Annotated in this window: 18 protein-coding genes; 15 read left to right on the top strand and 3 right to left on the bottom strand. The window is 50.2% G+C overall.

The features are described 5' to 3' along the window. Positions 1–139 precede the first annotated feature (139 nt). From AC4PME_RS07905 to AC4PME_RS07875, 7 genes are all read left to right on the top strand, one after another. Entirely contained in the window at positions 140–1,342 is a 1,203-nt protein-coding gene (locus AC4PME_RS07905; protein ID WP_491044697.1) for a putative manganese transporter, read from the top strand. A gap of 138 nt (positions 1,343–1,480) precedes the next feature. Continuing rightward, on the top strand, positions 1,481–1,834 hold the full coding sequence (locus AC4PME_RS07900; protein WP_119499646.1) for a hypothetical protein: 354 nt from the start codon (positions 1,481–1,483) through the stop codon (positions 1,832–1,834). A 10-nt stretch (positions 1,835–1,844) separates the two neighbouring features. Further along, on the top strand, positions 1,845–2,291 hold the full coding sequence (locus AC4PME_RS07895; RefSeq protein ID WP_491044698.1) for a DUF2753 family protein: 447 nt from the start codon (positions 1,845–1,847) through the stop codon (positions 2,289–2,291). An 18-nt stretch (positions 2,292–2,309) separates the two neighbouring features. Next, positions 2,310–2,522: a hypothetical protein gene (locus tag AC4PME_RS07890; RefSeq protein WP_490709309.1), complete on the top strand. Its 213-nt coding sequence runs from the start codon at positions 2,310–2,312 to the stop codon at positions 2,520–2,522. A 2-nt stretch (positions 2,523–2,524) separates the two neighbouring features. Continuing rightward, positions 2,525–3,007 carry a superoxide dismutase, Ni gene (gene sodN / locus AC4PME_RS07885; RefSeq protein ID WP_490709310.1) on the top strand — a complete coding sequence of 161 codons (483 nt, stop codon included), beginning with the start codon at positions 2,525–2,527 and terminating at the stop codon, positions 3,005–3,007. After that, positions 3,007–3,291 (top strand): S26 family signal peptidase, encoded by a 285-nt coding sequence (locus AC4PME_RS07880; RefSeq protein WP_119499650.1) that lies wholly within the window; start codon positions 3,007–3,009, stop codon positions 3,289–3,291. Before sodN ends, AC4PME_RS07880 begins: the two co-directional genes overlap by 1 nt. Positions 3,292–3,395: 104 nt before the next feature. Further along, complete coding sequence (locus AC4PME_RS07875) at positions 3,396–5,333, top strand: PAS domain-containing hybrid sensor histidine kinase/response regulator (protein ID WP_491044699.1); 1,938 nt, start codon at positions 3,396–3,398, stop codon at positions 5,331–5,333. Positions 5,334–5,396: 63 nt separating this feature from the next. On the opposite strand, the gene AC4PME_RS07870 is transcribed toward AC4PME_RS07875, so the two are convergent. Together AC4PME_RS07870 and AC4PME_RS07865 are read right to left on the bottom strand one after the other, a co-directional pair. Beyond that, entirely contained in the window at positions 5,397–6,779 is a 1,383-nt protein-coding gene (locus AC4PME_RS07870; protein ID WP_491044700.1) for a class II fumarate hydratase, read from the bottom strand. 10 nt (positions 6,780–6,789) lie between these two features. Beyond that, positions 6,790–7,125, bottom strand: coding sequence for a hypothetical protein (locus AC4PME_RS07865; protein WP_491044701.1), 336 nt, complete (start codon positions 7,123–7,125; stop codon positions 6,790–6,792). A 141-nt stretch (positions 7,126–7,266) separates the two neighbouring features. On the opposite strand from AC4PME_RS07865, the gene azu reads away from it, so the two are divergent. The 8 genes from azu (at position 7,267) to AC4PME_RS07825 (ending at position 14,753) form a co-directional block, all read left to right on the top strand. Next, positions 7,267–7,710 carry an azurin gene (azu, locus tag AC4PME_RS07860; RefSeq protein ID WP_491044702.1) on the top strand — a complete coding sequence of 148 codons (444 nt, stop codon included), beginning with the start codon at positions 7,267–7,269 and terminating at the stop codon, positions 7,708–7,710. Positions 7,711–7,865: 155 nt separating this feature from the next. Next, complete coding sequence (locus AC4PME_RS07855; RefSeq protein WP_119499655.1) at positions 7,866–8,765, top strand: LysR family transcriptional regulator; 900 nt, start codon at positions 7,866–7,868, stop codon at positions 8,763–8,765. A gap of 91 nt (positions 8,766–8,856) precedes the next feature. Further along, positions 8,857–10,086 carry an amidohydrolase family protein gene (locus AC4PME_RS07850; RefSeq protein WP_491044703.1) on the top strand — a complete coding sequence of 410 codons (1,230 nt, stop codon included), beginning with the start codon at positions 8,857–8,859 and terminating at the stop codon, positions 10,084–10,086. A gap of 21 nt (positions 10,087–10,107) precedes the next feature. Beyond that, positions 10,108–11,700, top strand: coding sequence for a bifunctional 3-(3-hydroxy-phenyl)propionate/3-hydroxycinnamic acid hydroxylase MhpA (mhpA, locus tag AC4PME_RS07845; RefSeq protein ID WP_491044704.1), 1,593 nt, complete (start codon positions 10,108–10,110; stop codon positions 11,698–11,700). Next, complete coding sequence (locus tag AC4PME_RS07840) at positions 11,697–12,128, top strand: GlcG/HbpS family heme-binding protein (protein ID WP_474880872.1); 432 nt, start codon at positions 11,697–11,699, stop codon at positions 12,126–12,128. Before mhpA ends, AC4PME_RS07840 begins: the two co-directional genes overlap by 4 nt. Next, a complete protein-coding gene (locus AC4PME_RS07835) occupies positions 12,125–13,012 on the top strand; it encodes a VOC family protein (protein ID WP_491044705.1) in 888 nt (295 codons plus the stop codon). The genes AC4PME_RS07840 and AC4PME_RS07835 overlap by 4 nt, the downstream gene beginning before the upstream one ends. A gap of 20 nt (positions 13,013–13,032) precedes the next feature. Further along, positions 13,033–13,857: a fumarylacetoacetate hydrolase family protein gene (locus tag AC4PME_RS07830; RefSeq protein ID WP_474843888.1), complete on the top strand. Its 825-nt coding sequence runs from the start codon at positions 13,033–13,035 to the stop codon at positions 13,855–13,857. Between the two features lie 29 nt (positions 13,858–13,886). Continuing rightward, complete coding sequence (locus AC4PME_RS07825; RefSeq protein ID WP_491044706.1) at positions 13,887–14,753, top strand: alpha/beta hydrolase; 867 nt, start codon at positions 13,887–13,889, stop codon at positions 14,751–14,753. 65 nt (positions 14,754–14,818) lie between these two features. Here the strand turns inward: AC4PME_RS07825 and AC4PME_RS07820 are convergent. Continuing rightward, a partial coding sequence (locus tag AC4PME_RS07820; protein WP_491529548.1) for a glutathione S-transferase family protein occupies positions 14,819–15,352 on the bottom strand: 534 nt, incomplete at its 5' end.

The raw sequence follows: 15,352 nt of genomic DNA, 5'->3' as shown, positions 1-15,352 counted from the left end.
TTCACTCATCTAGTACAGGTTGAATTTATGCTAATGATAATGATTTTTATTTGAGTTTTATCTCAGCTGATCCTATGATTCTATTCAGGGGTAATCCATAACAATGGGTTAAATTGCGGGCAGGCTTTTGAGAAGCAAAATGAATGAATCTGTTTCTACAATGCAAACGGTGCGTATTGCACTGAAATCACACGGTTGGCTTGTGAACAAGCGTCTGTTTCTGCCTGTTATTCTGCTTTCTTTTTTATGGTGGCCTTTCAGCCGTGAAACGACTCAGCAGGTTCTTGCTGACGCGTTCTTTCAGGTGGGGGCTTTTGTTTACGCATCTCTGGCGTTGTATTACCTGTGTACATTACGGGTGCCCGCAGAGACCATCAGCCGGTTCATTGCCCGCCATCCGTTTTATGAAGTCTTCATTGCCGCTTTTCTGGGAGCTTTACCCGGCTGCGGTGGCGCAATCATTGTTGTTACTCAATACACAAGAGGGGTAGCGAGCTTCGGTTCCGTTGTGGCGGTGCTCACCAGTACAATGGGTGATGCGGCATTTTTACTGTTGGCCCGGCAGCCGGCAGACGGTCTCACAGTGATGGCTGTCGGCATGGTGGTGGGGTCACTTACCGGAATCATTGTGAACCGTTTTCACAACTACCGGCCTGAACTTATTGAAGATGAGTTTAACAGTCCTCAGGACGACAGTCACACTTCTGCGTCCATGAGAGTAAGTAAAGCACTGACCGGCCTGGCAACACGTTTCTGGCTGGTGATCAGTATTCCTGTTCTGCTTATCGCCATGGCTTTGGCGCTGCAAATTAGTCCTGCTGACTATTTACCTGTTTCTGAGCAACAACTTACCCTGACAGGCGCTGTCCTCGCAATTGTGAGTGTTACGCTCTGGGCTACGGGAAGTGTGGGCACGGGATATTCCTCATTAACCAGTGAAGATCCGGGGTCACAGCCACCTGACTGGAAACGAAAGGCTGCACTGGACACGCAGTTCGTGTTGGTATGGGTGATCATGGCGTTCATGCTTTTTGAGATCAGTATGCTGGTTTTTGGCGTGGATTTGGTCGATGTATTTCAGTCTATGGGGGCAAGCGCTGTGGCGCTGGCAATCCTTATCGGCTTCTTACCCGGTTGTGGTCCGCAAATACTTGTTACCACGCTGTACCTCAATGGCGCACTGCCGTTTTCTGCGCAACTGGGTAACGCAATCAGTAACGACGGAGACGCGCTGTTTCCGGCTATTGCGCTTTCTCCCCGCGCAGCGCTGCTGGCAACGCTCTATTCTGGCATACCGGCCTTCCTGGTTGGTTTCGGATATTACTTATTGTTTGAGCTCTGATCCCAGGCGATCAGCAGGGGTGCAAAATTTACCATCAAATAGTAACAATTATCATTTGCATTATTATCCATTCGCATCTAAGGTAGACTTAAGAAAACGGGAAATCACCTAATCTTGTTCACCGTAGAGGATGTCATTATGGATATTACCTTCCTGTGTCCAAAACACACTGAGTGGGTGTACAGCCACCCGGAACAGGCTGTGCACTTTCTGGCAAGAGATGAATATCAGGGCTCAATGTTATATGCCGACGGCCAGTACAGAGAGGCCATTGCCTATCTTGGGTGTGCGTTTGATATTGCAGCCATCTTGCTGGAAGTGGACGGGGGAGATAATGACGCCATGCGGCTGAAGCTGGAGTCGCTCGGTGATTTGCTTAGCGATGCATATTTCAAGCTCGGATTAGTTCATTATAAGAGCGCCATTGAAATACGGGCTGCCGGATTGCTTTCAACTATGCCTTATTACAATGTGGCGGTGCTGCATGCCTGATGGCGAGGTTATGAATAAAGAATGTCATGCTCATTACGTTATCTGGGAGCGTGTCATTAAAGACGGAAACAGAGATTTTGACGCGGATGTTTTCGAAGGCGCGCGGCTTAAATATTTACGCGCAGTCGAATTAGCCGTTGCCATGGTCGAAAGCGAACCCTGCATCCGGCCAACCATCGGCGCCTTGCTGGTGAGCTATCACAATCTGGCCGATCTTTACGAGCGGCATGGTTATCCGCTCTTTGCACTGAATGCGCTGACCAGCGTGTTTCAGCATGTTGAACATCTTCAAAGGGCGAATCCTGCAGAAACAGCGCCCGTCTGGGGCAAGCGCATTGCCTCAGAACAACTCTACCTGTTTAAAAAGCGACACGGCGAAGCGGAAGAATTTCAGAGACCTGCTTTCATCGCCATAAAACCTGACGACATCAGTACGCACCAAAGGTCTCTACATTAATTAACAAGGAGCATCCGCATGTTAAGACACCTGTCTTTAAAGCTTCAACTGGCGTTATCGCTGGTTCTGTTCAGCCCTTTTTTATGGGCACACCCCGGCCATGATCACGCCCACTGGACGAGTACAGTTCTTCATGTTCTGTTTTATGCTTCCATTGCCGCAGCGGCCGCAGCATGTGCCTTTGCGATTTACAAAGTCGTCAAGCGCCAGTCGTTAACGCAGGGAGATTAATTATGATCCACCAGTTACTTGAAAAAGTGGATGCTCTGGTCAATTTTGAGCGCGCCAGTGCCCACTGTGATATTCCCTGCAAAATTTATGATCCCGTCAGTGCTCAACTGGCTGCGCTGAGTGTTATCCGCTTTGCTGATTTGATTGAAGAGTTAAACGGTGAAAATCCGGCTCAGCTTGTTCGACTTGTACGTGAAAAAGAAATTCATGCGGAAAAGGTAAAGCAGGAAATCAGAGTGATTTGGGGCGACTATTTTAAAGCGCCACAAATTGAAAAATATCCTGATGTTCATGAACTGGCACACAAAATCATGATGGCCGGTTCTGCCTGTAAGCAACATACCAGTCGCGACAAAGGTGTGGAGCTGCTTAATCTGGTCAATCAGTTTGCGGAATACTTCTGGTCTTCCAAAGATGTTGCAACCTATACAGCAACGTGTCCATATCCGCCTGCAGAGCAAGTGGTCTATCCTAAACTTGCCTGATGCTGAAACTTCTCGTCGTTGATGGCCGCAGCATGGAGCCGGCACTGAGTGCCGGTACGTTTGTGCTGGTGCGCCATCTTTTCTGGCGACTCCCCCGCATTAACGACATTGTCGCTTTTCGTTGTCAGACCCGTGGCCTGCTTATCAAAAGGGTTATTTCTGTGGAACCTGAACTCGGGCTCTATCTCGGTGGCGACAATATTGCTGAATCAATCACTTCCGAACAAATAGGCTGGGTAAAACCAGCTGATATCATCGGCAAAGTTCTGTGGCGCAGCCGCTGAAAACCCGAAAGGAAAGTAATTGCTCATATTGGCGGTAAATTGATCGCATAGTTCAATTCTCTGGTCTAGGATACAGTATTGATGGTGACTATATTGAGTAGTTCTTGAACGTATCCATATTGGAAGAAAACAATAGCAGCTTATTCGGGCAGCATGCACAACGCTTCGCCGATAACTTTCCTTCTGCCATCGTCCTGACTGATGTACACGGCAAAGTGGTTTATCTGAACCGGTTTGCGGAAAGGTATTTGCCACAGGATTTCACACGAGTTCTGCATCAATCTTTTTCTGTTGTGATCTCTCCCTCAAGTCTTGGTTTATTCAACGATGCATTCAGGAATGTCGTGGCTGAAGGCGGTTCTTTCAGTCTGGATGTCGATACAATTACCGATCTTGAGCGAAGTTCTCTGACAATATTCGCCCTTGATGAGGAAACGCTTTGTATCACGCTGCAGGCTTGTCCGGCTGGCCCTCAAAGCACTGATGATCCTCATAGCCCGCCTTTGAGTGAGCAAAACGAGGCTCTCCACAAGCAGCGCCGGCTATACGAAGCTGCTTTATCAAATAGCCCTGATCCGGTTTATATCTTCGATCTCTCCGGTCGGTTTACTTACGTCAATGATGCATTGCTCGATATCTGGGGAATAACGTGGGACGAAGCAGTGGGCAAAACGCTGTACGAGCTCAACTACGAGAAATGGCATGCTGACAGGCATATGCAGGAAATTGAGCAGGTCATCGCGACAAAGCAACCCATCAGGAGGGATGTGCCTTATCATGGCGCACATGGCCTTCGTATGTATGACTACATTTTCGTACCCGTACTTGATGCATATGGGAATGTAGAGGCCATTGCAGGTTCAACCCGCGACGTGACAGAGCGGTATGAAGCAGAAAAAATTGCAAGAGATGCAGACAAAAGAAAAGATGAGTTTCTTGCGACTTTAGCTCATGAATTGCGCAATCCGCTGGCCCCTATCCGGAACGCTCTGGAAATCCTGCAATCCGATCAGTTTTCACAACAAAAGAAAAATGAGTCATTTGAATTAGTGGGGCGTCAGGTGACACAAATGGTTCGCCTTGTGGACGACCTGATGGACGTATCCAGGATCACCAGAGGAAAGATTAAACTGGAGCGTGCACCGCTGGATATTTGCAGCGCCATTCATGATGCATTAGAGACGGCGCAGCCCGTTATTGACGAAAACCATCATGCATTATCAATCAACTTTCCTGAAGAAAATGTGTGGGTAGACGGTGATTCTGTCCGGCTTGCTCAGATATTTACTAACATTATTAATAATGCAGCCAAATACACACCTTCCGGCGGTGAGATTAGTATCGATGTAAAGCCTGCCGGCGCTCTGATTAATGTTGAAATACGGGATAATGGCATAGGCATACCTTCTGATAAGCTGAACGAAGTCTTCACTATGTTTTCTCAGGTCGAAGGCGTACTTGAGCGTTCACAGGGTGGGTTGGGTATTGGTCTTACACTGGTCAAGCGCCTTGTGGAAATGCACGGTGGTAATGTATCCGTGCAAAGCGACAGCAGTGGAACATTGTTTACTGTCTCTTTACCCCGTATTGATGTTGATAAGCGTGAAATTCAGAAGGCGACGGCATCAAAGCCAGAATATAACGCGGCGGATTCTTCTCCGTTAACAGTTCTGATTGCCGATGATAATCAGGATGCTGCCATTACCATGGGGTGGATCCTTGAGGCCAAAGGTTGTGATGTACTGGTTGTCGAAGATGGGCCATCAGCACTTAAAGCCGTCGAAAATTTTTCTCCGGATTTGATCCTGCTGGACATCGGGATGCCTGGTATGAACGGTTATGATTTATGTATCGCATTACGTGAGATGCCTGAGCTGGAACATTCCGTTTTTGTAGCCCAGACAGGTTGGGGTCAGCCTTCTCACATCAAACGTTCGCAGGAGGCAGGGTTTCATCATCACCTGGTGAAACCTCTGGACATGGGTGACTTGATACCCATCGTTGACGAAGTCAGGCAATTAAAGTCCCGGCTATCGTCATAATTCATCTGTTAACCTGACAACCGGATTCACGAATTACAGCGCCCGTAACGGGCGCTGTGCATTTTATTCTCCGGTATTTTCTGTCAGCTTCATCGGATCCATAAGCTTCATCAGTTCCTCGCGGGGAATGTCTGTCATTTCCTCAGCGACATCTACCACCGGACGCTGCTCTTTGTATGCCTTCTTGGCAATTTCTGCGGCGTTGGCGTAACCGATGACCGGATTCAGAGCGGTCACCAGAATCGGATTGCGGTGCAGGGCTTTTTCCAGCGTTTCCTGATTTACCGTGAAACCGGCGATGGCTTTGTCAGCCAGTATGGTGGCGCTGTTTGCAATGAGTGTCAGACTGTTCAGCAGGTTGGACGCAATCACAGGCAGCATCACATTCAGTTCGAAATTACCTGATTGGCCACCAATGGTGATTGCCGCATCGTTGCCAATGACTTGTGCTGCCGCCATTGCAACAGCTTCCGGAATAACCGGGTTAACTTTGCCAGGCATGATAGATGAGCCCGGTTGCAGAGCAGGCAACGCGATTTCACCCAGTCCGGCCAGCGGGCCTGAGTTCATCCAGCGCAGATCGTTGGCTATTTTCATCATTGTCACGGCGGTGGCCTTCAATTGGCCTGAAAGCGAAACGGCGGTATCCTGGGAGCCAATCAGGGCGAAGAAGTTGTCGCCGGGTTGAAAGTCGATATCCGTAAGAGCAGACAATTCACGGTTAAATGCAAAAGAAAAATCTGGATGGGCATTCACACCGGTACCTACCGCAGTTCCGCCCAGAGCAAGGGTTTGCAGGGCAGGCTGCAGGTTCTGAATTGCATTAATTTGCGCGTCAATCTGCGCTTTCCAGCCACCCAGGCTCTGATCCATACGAACCGGCATGGCATCCATCAAGTGAGTTCTGCCGGTTTTACAATAATCCTTCAGGGTTTGCGCTTTTTCACCGATAGTTTCTGACAGATGTGTCAGTGCCGGAAGCAATACGCGGTGTACCTGAATTGCTGCGCTGACGTGGATAGAGGTAGGGATCACATCGTTGCTGCTCTGACCATAGTTAACGTGGTCGTTGGGGTGTACATTAACACTGCCGGCCTTATTCGCCAGAGTGGCAATCACTTCGTTGGCGTTCATGTTAGAGCTGGTGCCGGAACCGGTCTGAAACACATCCACCGGGAAATGCTGCATCATCTGCTCATCGCTCAGCAAAGTATCACAGGCTTTAACGATGTTGTGGCTGGTGGATGCGTTTATACAGTCTAATGATAAGTTTGCTTTCGCGGCGGCTTTTTTAATGGTCACCAGCGCTTCAATAAAAGGGCGGGGCATTGGCTGGCCGCTCACCGGAAAATTATTAACTGCCCGTTGAGTCTGCGCGCCGTAAAGTGCTTTTGCAGGTACCTCAAGTTCACCCATACTGTCTTTTTCGATACGATATTCTGACATGTTGTGTCCTTCACAAAAAATATTGAGCCAGGATGTTCAGTTCCCGCTGGAACTGACGGATTATCTGGTCTTCGTCGTCGCAGGTCACCATACGTTGTGCTGCTAACAACGGCCGGTATATCTGGTTAAGGCAGTGGTGCCGCCAGTGCGTCACCACAAAACAGTCGCATACGGTGTCGAGTAACAACCTGGCTGCGTGGATGTACAAACTCACTTTCTCATACGTGGAAAGTAATAAAGAAGATGCATGTTCAATGCGGCGCAAGTAGGTATCGACAAGCAGGGGGCTGTCCGGCTGGTCGCCTTTGCGGATATGACTCTCCAGTTCCAGTAAACCTTTTTGCATAACAAAACCGTACACATAACCAAACAATTTCATTAAACCATAAATGATAATTGTTTTCATTATCATTTTGTTGTGATGCCAGATCTATACAAAAAAGTTAATGTCTGGTAAAACGTAATTGATTAATACAATGGGAAATAAATGATGAAAAAAACGATTGTTGCGATCTCAGTTTTGTTTAGTGGCTTCGCTTTTGGCGAAGAATGTGCGACCACTATCGACAGCACTGATATGATGCAATTCAATAAATCTGAAATGACAGTACCTGCTTCTTGTGACAGCTACACAGTTACGCTGAAGCACACAGGTACATTGCCTAAAGAAGTCATGGGCCACAACTGGGTTTTATCTAAAACTGCAGATGCCCAGGCAATTGCCGGAGACGGCGTTGCTGCTGGTCTGGCAAACAACTACGTTAAAGCAGGTGACGAGCGTGTTATCGCAATGACCGATGTAATCGGTGGTGGCGAAGAAACAGCCGTTACTTTTGATGTTAAGGCTCTGGCAGCAGGCGAAGACTACACGTTCTTCTGCTCGTTCCCCGGCCACATCGGCGTAATGAAAGGCACGCTTACTGTTAAGTAATCGCCCTGATTGTTGAGAGGAAGGCCACGGTGGCAGCACCGTGGCCTTTTTTATTACCGTTGTTTTTTTAAGCGTGATCGCCGACACTACATCTATTGTTTTTTATTGCCTGAATATAAAAAAGTATAAGTGCAGTTAATGCATAGGAGTGAGTCATGCGTATCGATCCCCGCACATTGCGTCTTTTTCTGGCGGTTTGCCGGGAGGGCACCATCAGTGGTGCTGCCCGGGCAGAGCACCTTTCCCAACCATCCGTTTCCGTAGCGATTAATCAACTGGAACGTGTTCTTGCTACCAAGCTTTTTGAACGTAACCGGCAGGGTATTCTGCTAACCCCGGCAGGGGAAGCCTTGAAGATCAAAGCGCAGGCGGTGGACAGCCTGCTGATCTCTGCGCAGGAAGAAATCAAACTGCTGGCGGAAGATATCGGCGGTCCCCTGAATATTGGCGGAACACCCGGCGCACTGGCGTCTGTGATGGGAAAGGTCATTAACAGTTTCAGCGAGCAATATCCGAAATTTAATCTGCGAATTATTGAGTGTCACGACGCCAAAGCTCAGCGTTTGCTGAAAAGTTACGAACTGGATGTGGCCATTCTGACCTCAGGCATGACGGACTCGCCGGAAGATTTCTGTGAACTGCCGGTGATGACCGATCCATTTTCCATTATTGTCGGGCAGGCGAATAAAGATCTTCCCGATATGATGAATCTGAAGCAACTGGCTGCAGCGCGCTGGGTGTTACCAGACAAGGTTGGCGGATTCCGCAGGCAAATTGATGCCTTGTTTATCAACAGTGATGCGGCGCTGCCCGGCAACGCGATATCCTGTGACTCACTGCTTACTACAAAATCCATCGTGCGCTCGTCAGATTACATCACCATATTGCCAAATGAAGTGGTGAAATCTGAGCTGGAAAACGGCTCTTTAAGGGCCATTAAAATTGAAGGTATTGCCTTCCAGCGCAAGGTGGGTCTGTTATGGCTGGCAGAACGAAAGTTACCGGCAATTGCACAGGCATTCATCGACCATACCGTGCAGTGCCTGGATGTATAGTCTTTACCTATATTTAACAAAAAAATAAATATTTGAACAAATATCTGAGAGTGCCAACATAAGCGTATATCCAGAAGAATAGGTGACGCTTATGCGTACAATAATTAATAACGCCAATATCTTCGACGGCAGCGGTAGTGACCTGGTTTCCGGCTCTGTTGCCATTGAAGACAAACGTATTGTTCAAATCAGTGACGCAGCCATTCCTGCACAGGAAGGCGACATTGTTATCGACGCAAAGAGCAAAACGCTTATGCCCGGTATGGTTGAAGCCCATGCTCACCTTACCTGGCCAACGTCGGTGGAAAAATTTGTACCGGGCATGTTCCTTCCCCCGGAGGAACTGGCGCTGACAGCGGCCCGTAATGCCCGTATTCTTCTCGACCACGGGTTTACCAGTGCTTATTCCGCAGGCGCGTTAAGCAAAACCCTGGAAATCTCATTAAATGAACACCTGGTAACCGGTGGACTGCCCGGTCCCCGTTTAATTCCGTCCTCTGTAGAGCGCGAGCCGCCCAACGATTCTGATCTCGATCCCGGTCATGTTGAACTGCATTCCCGTGGTCCGGAAGGTGTCAAAGAGTTCGTCAAAGACTGTGCGGATATTGGTGCGAAAGCCATTAAGTTTCTTATTAGCGGTGAAAGCGCACTGAAACCCGGCGCATCGCTGGAACTGCTGTATACCGAAGAAGAGTTAATGGCAGCCGGTGAGCAGGCAAAAGAAAGCAATGTGTGGCTTACCGGTCATGCTCATGCCTGCGATGCGGTGAAATTCGGAATTAAAGCCGGCTTCCGCATTCTGTATCACTGCACCTACGCTGATGATGAAGCCATTGATATGCTGGTGGCGAAGAAAGATGAAATGTTCGTTGCGCCTACTATCGGTATTATTCAGGCCACGCTGGATGCAAACCCGCCGCCGCATATGGACATGACCCATATGAAGGAAGACGCTGCCATTGTGCTGTCTAAGCTCAAAGCATTGGTACCGAAACTGAAAGCGAAAGGTGTAAGAATTCTGCCCGGCGGCGATTACGGATTCCCTTTCAACCCTAACGGCCGCAATGCCCGCGACCTGGAATTATGGGTTGAGCACTTCGGATATACCCCTGCCGAAACCCTGCACGCAGCCACACAATTAGGTGGACAACTGATGGGTATGGGTGACGAGCTTGGTCTGGTAAAAGAAGGATACCTGGCTGACTTGCTGCTGATTGACGGCGACCCCACCAAAGACGTCACCATTATGCAGAACAAGCAAAATATCGCGATGATTATGCAAGAAGGCCGTTTGTACAAAACGCCAGCCCGCGACAGCTAGCCCGCCATAAGGAAATTTACAATGTATGATGTAGCAATTATTGGCTGCGGGCCGGTAGGGGCTCTTGCGGCCAATTTTCTGGGAAAACGGGGGCTTGATGTCGTCGTTCTGGAGAAAGAAGCGAACCCGTATCCGTTACCCCGCGCCGTTCACCTCGACCATGAGATGGTGCGTTTATTCCAGTCTGTCGGCTTACACGACACCATTTTAAAAGATATGCGCGACACCGACGGTCATCTGCATATCGGCGCCGATCACGGTGTCATCCGGTATATGGGCACAGTGGGCAAGCCCCGTCCTTACGGCTGGTCGAATGATTACTTCTTTTATCAGCCTGAGCTGGAAGATCACTTGCGAAATGCGCTGTCCCGGTTCAGCAACGTATCGCTGCGTCTGGGCACGGAATGTGTTTCCATCAGTCAGGAGACTGATACCGCCGGTAAACGCAGTGTAACGCTGGAAACCCGCACCGGCGATAAAGCGGAAACTGTTCAGGCCCGCTGGGTCATTGCCTGTGACGGTGCCCGCAGCGTGGTCAGAAAATCGCTGGGAATAAAGCTGGACGATTTGCAGTTTGAAGAGCCCTGGCTGGTGGTGGATGCCGAAGTGGAAGGGGAGATTCAGTTCCCGCCGCTGACCGGTTTACCTGACGATGCCAATATTCAGCAGTTGTCTGTGATGATGTGCGACCCCGAACGTCCGGCGACTGTTGTGCCCGGCAGGGGGAACCACCGCCGCTGGGAATTAATGCTGCTGCCCGGTGAAGATGATCAGGAAATGATGCAGCCGGAAAAAGTCGCAGAGTTGCTTGCGCCTTATCTTAAAGGCGTTCCGCATAACATTGTGCGGGCTGCGACCTACCGTTTCCACGGTCTCGTGGCGGAACAATGGAAATGCGGTAATGTCTTTTTAGCCGGTGATGCAGCCCATCAGACTCCACCGTTTTTCGGACAAGGTATGTGCCATGGTTTCCGTGATGTCGCCAATCTGGCGTGGAAACTGGACCTGGTATCTAAAGGCCTGGCAAATGAATCCCTGCTTAAAACCTATCAGCCTGAGCGTGACCCTCATGTGCGGGCTGTTATCTCCGCCGCAGTCGGTGCAGGTCGTTATATCTGCATGCTGGACCGGGAGAAGGCCGCGCAGCGCGATATCGACATACGGGAAAAGGTGAAAAAAGGTGAGTTGCCCACCACGGCCGCCGACCTGATCCCGCCAGTTACAGACGGCATTATCGCAGCAGAGACTTCGCAGGCCGGCCGCCGCTTCATTCAGCCCCGTTTGAATATTAACGGCTCGGAACAATTGTTTGATGATTTAACCCATGGCGACTGGCGACTACTGGTATCGGGACTGGATGTGGCGGGCAAAGCGTTAACTCAGGTTAAAAGTACCCTGCCGGACCTGAACATCGAAGTGGTCGACTTAAGCCAGTGGCGTGACCCGCAACTGACCGCCTGGTTTGAAGATGCCGGTGTGGGAGCGGTACTGCTGCGCCCTGACTACTACGTTTACGGTACAGCCAGTGAATGCTGTGCCTCTCTTTTACAGCAGCTGAGACACCAGCTTGATGGTGCTTGTGCTGCCACTCCACAACAGGAATCCATAGCATGACATTAACATTAGCCCTCGCTGATAAGATCATTGATGGCACCCTGCGTTATGCCAGAGAAAATAACGTGAATCCGCTGGCGGTTGTTGTACTTGATGCCGGTGCGCATCCGGTCGCTTTCAAGCGGGAAGATAAGGCCAGCTTGTATCGCTTCGATATCGCCATGGCGAAAGCAAAAGGTGCTCTTGGCATGGGCTTCAATACCCGTGGCATTGCAGAGAAAGCGAAGAATAATCCGGTATTTTTTGCCAGTGTCACCGCCATCAGCGGGGTTGAGCTGGCGTTATCACCGGGCGGCAATCTGATTAAAGACAGTCAGGGCAACATCCTTGGTGCTGTGGGAATAAGCGGTGACACCGGTGAAGTCGATGAGCACTGCGCCCTTGCCGGCATAGATGCCGTTGCCGGAGAACTGGAGAGTAAAGCATGAAACTACGCAGTATAGAAATGGTGTTGCCGGAAGCAGATAAAGCCGCCGATTTCCTTGTGAATGTGTGGGGCACCAGACTTGCGGCTGTGCAAAACAACACACATTACATTCGCGGCTCCGGCACATTCCCTTATCTGGTTGCGCTGGAAGAAGGCGACAGCAAGTATGTACGCAGCGTCACCTTTGTGTGTGACAACGATGAACTGACTGCCCTGAAAGAACGAGTCACTCAGTCCGGTTTCCCTTGCCGGCCTGAAGTGTGTACCGATTTGGGCGGTGGCGAAGGCATTGTTGTTGAATTGCCTGAAGGTGAATTATTACGTTTTCTGGTGAATGCAGAAGAAGTCGATGCGCTGGACGATGACGATTTGCCGGTAAAACTGACACATGTGGTATTCAATGCCACCGATGCAGAACGCACGGCTGATATTGTGGAAGAAGTGCTTAACTTCCGCGTGTCAGACCGCACCAAAGGCATGGTATTCGTACGCTGCAACGATTCCCATCACAGCACGGCTTTTGCCCGCGCAGGGTTCAGCTCTCTGAACCATATTGCCTTTGAGATGCAGGATATGGACGCGGTGATGCGCGGTGTCGGCCGGTTGCGCGACGATGAACGCACTCCAGCCTGGGGCCCGGGCCGTCACGGACCGGGTGACAACGTGTTTGCCTATTACATCGCGCCTTTTGGTGCAGTTGTAGAGTTTTCTACCGCCGTTGAGAAAGTGCCGGAAGATTACAAAGTGGGTGCGCCGGAAGACTGGACGTGGCCGGAAAACCGCATCGATCAATGGGGCATGTCTGACAAAGATTTCGCCGGGCTGAAAGTCGCTGAAGAAACATTCCGCTTTCACCGCACATGGCAACCCGCGCCGCTGAATTAAACGACTCAGGAATTTATTTTATGAAATACGTAAGCTTTACTACCGCCAGTGGTCAACAGGGCTTTGGCCGTCTTGACGGTGATGTGATCACCGATTTATCTGCACAGGCAGCTGATTTAAAAACGGCCATTACTGAAGGCACCCTGTCATCGCTGAACAGCGAAACGACACTCAGCCTGGCTGATGTCACATTAGGTCCGGTTGTGCCGAATCCTGATAAAGTATTCTGTGTGGGGCATAACTACGAGACTCACAGACAGGAAACAGGCCGCGCTGCCACGGATCATCCTTCAATTTTCGTGCGCTTTGCAGATTCCCTGTCTGGTCACAATCAGCCCATTGTGATGCCAAAGGTGTCAACGCAGCTGGATTTCGAAGGTGAACTGGCTGTGATCATCGGCAAAGGTGGCCGTTATATTTCTGAGCAGGATGCCATGTCTCATGTTGCCGGTTATGCCTGTTTCAATGATGCGTCCGTACGTGACTGGCAGTGGCACACCCGCCAGTTCACACCTGGCAAAAATTTCCCGACTACCGGCCCGTTCGGTCCTTACATGGTAACGCCGGACGAAGCCGGTGACCTTTCAGAGGTGCAGGTCACTACGCGTCTGAACGACGACATCGTGCAACAACAGCCTATCGGCGATATGATTTTCCCAATCGCAACGGTGATTGCATATATCTCCAGCTTCACACCGCTTAAACCCGGTGACGTGATTGCCAGCGGTACACCGGGCGGTGTTGGTGCGAAGCGCAATCCGCCACTGTGGATGAAGCCGGGCGACACGGTGTCGGTGGAAATTGGTCCTATGGGCAAGCTGGTGAATACTATCACCGCTGAATAGTTGTTAAGCATCAGGCAGGAAAATAAACCATGGAAAACACCGCGGTAAGTGAACAAATCCGCCGTCTGGGCCGTGAACTCGGCCCGCCCGTGATGGAAGGCTTGCTGGCCATTCTGGGTGACGAGCAACGTCTGTTGGTGGCCAAACAGCCCGCCAGTGCTGTTGATGTGGCATATGGCGACCACGAGCGTCATGTGCTGGATATTTATGGCGCCGGCAGCCAAAACGGTGAGTCAAAGCCGGTATTCGTTTTTGTTCACGGTGGCGGTTTTCTGAAAGGCGATAAGGGCGATAGCGAGCGCTGGTATAACGCCTGCGTGGGTCGTATGGCAGCAGAGCAGGGCTGGCTGGGTGTAGTGATAAACTATCGCCTTGCCCCTGATTTTACCTGGCCTGCCGGTGGTGAAGATGTGACCCGCGTGGTCAGCTGGCTTAAGTCCAATGTGGCTCAGTATGGCGGTGATGCTGATAACATCATCCTGTGCGGTACCTCCGCCGGCGCGTGTCATGTGGCGACGTATCTTCAACTGAACCCGGGTAAAGCAGACATCACCGGTGCGGTGTTATTGTCCGGTTTGTACGGCATTACTCCGCTGGATGAGCGTGACACCCTGTACTATGGTGATGCAGCCGGATATGACTCCCGTAAGCCTTTACCTGCACTCATTTCAACGACTGTGCCCTTATTTATTGCCTGTACAGAGCTTGACCCCGAACGCTTCCAGAAGGAGTGCATCGGTTTATTACAAGAGCGGTTGCAGGTAAATCATATTCTCGACAGAAGTATGATCCTGTCAGGCCATAATCACTATTCAGTGGCCGGTCATCTGGGTACGTCCGATACCCGTTTACGGGATGAAATCCGTTCGTTTGTCTCCTCAGTGACAGGTTACTGATATCGTATAGAACGAAAACGGGACGCTAATCAGGCGTCCCGTTTTTATTTGCGCTATACGTTAAGCTAAAGCGCTTTTTCCTTCAGCAGTGCCCGTTTAATCACCGGGCTTGCCAGCATTTGCTGATAGTGCTGAATAACGTATTCAAACTCTGAAAAATCAAAGCCTGCACGTTTCAGCCGGTTTACCGTCCAGAACAGATAAGCGTCTGTAGCACTCCAATCGTCGCCATACCAGTAAGGGCTGGCTTTCAACCGCTTCTCTGCGGCTTGATACGCCGATTTTAACTGCGATGCTGCTACATCTTTCACTGCGTCAACATCAGTAGTTACGCCCAGTAAGTCCGGCTTGCAATATCGCGTGATCAGCGGGTGAACGAAGCTGGCAAACCAGGCCAGATCGCTCACAGCTTCTACGTTGCTGACGTTAGCGGGCAGAATCCCTGCATCCGGATAGTGTGCGTGCAGAAACAGCAATATGGCCGGGGTTTCTGTAATCACGCCTGTAACTGTCAGCAGAGCCGGTACTTTTCCCTTAGGATTTACAGCTAAATATTCCGCCGTTTTGTGCTCGCCTTTAGCAAGGTGTACGGCGCGCAA

The organism is Alteromonas sp., assembly GCF_984505615.1.
Note: the sequence above shows the minus strand (reverse complement) of the source record. Positions and strands in the feature narration are given on the sequence as shown.

What these genes read in the sequence shown, in the direction of transcription:
- AC4PME_RS07825 (WP_491044706.1), top strand. Translation starts at nt 13,887, where the DNA reads ATGGAAAACACCGCGGTAAGTGAACAAATCCGCCGTCTGGGCCGTGAA.
- AC4PME_RS07890 (WP_490709309.1), top strand. Translation starts at nt 2,310, where the DNA reads ATGTTAAGACACCTGTCTTTAAAGCTTCAACTGGCGTTATCGCTGGTT.
- AC4PME_RS07895 (WP_491044698.1), top strand. Translation starts at nt 1,845, where the DNA reads ATGAATAAAGAATGTCATGCTCATTACGTTATCTGGGAGCGTGTCATT.
- AC4PME_RS07835 (WP_491044705.1), top strand. Translation starts at nt 12,125, where the DNA reads ATGAAACTACGCAGTATAGAAATGGTGTTGCCGGAAGCAGATAAAGCC.
- mhpA (WP_491044704.1), top strand. Translation starts at nt 10,108, where the DNA reads ATGTATGATGTAGCAATTATTGGCTGCGGGCCGGTAGGGGCTCTTGCG.
- sodN (WP_490709310.1), top strand. Translation starts at nt 2,525, where the DNA reads ATGATCCACCAGTTACTTGAAAAAGTGGATGCTCTGGTCAATTTTGAG.
- AC4PME_RS07830 (WP_474843888.1), top strand. Translation starts at nt 13,033, where the DNA reads ATGAAATACGTAAGCTTTACTACCGCCAGTGGTCAACAGGGCTTTGGC.
- AC4PME_RS07850 (WP_491044703.1), top strand. Translation starts at nt 8,857, where the DNA reads ATGCGTACAATAATTAATAACGCCAATATCTTCGACGGCAGCGGTAGT.
- AC4PME_RS07855 (WP_119499655.1), top strand. Translation starts at nt 7,866, where the DNA reads ATGCGTATCGATCCCCGCACATTGCGTCTTTTTCTGGCGGTTTGCCGG.
- AC4PME_RS07870 (WP_491044700.1), bottom strand. Translation starts at nt 6,779, where the DNA reads ATGTCAGAATATCGTATCGAAAAAGACAGTATGGGTGAACTTGAGGTA.
- AC4PME_RS07905 (WP_491044697.1), top strand. Translation starts at nt 140, where the DNA reads ATGAATGAATCTGTTTCTACAATGCAAACGGTGCGTATTGCACTGAAA.
- AC4PME_RS07840 (WP_474880872.1), top strand. Translation starts at nt 11,697, where the DNA reads ATGACATTAACATTAGCCCTCGCTGATAAGATCATTGATGGCACCCTG.
- AC4PME_RS07880 (WP_119499650.1), top strand. Translation starts at nt 3,007, where the DNA reads ATGCTGAAACTTCTCGTCGTTGATGGCCGCAGCATGGAGCCGGCACTG.
- azu (WP_491044702.1), top strand. Translation starts at nt 7,267, where the DNA reads ATGATGAAAAAAACGATTGTTGCGATCTCAGTTTTGTTTAGTGGCTTC.
- AC4PME_RS07900 (WP_119499646.1), top strand. Translation starts at nt 1,481, where the DNA reads ATGGATATTACCTTCCTGTGTCCAAAACACACTGAGTGGGTGTACAGC.
- AC4PME_RS07865 (WP_491044701.1), bottom strand. Translation starts at nt 7,125, where the DNA reads ATGCAAAAAGGTTTACTGGAACTGGAGAGTCATATCCGCAAAGGCGAC.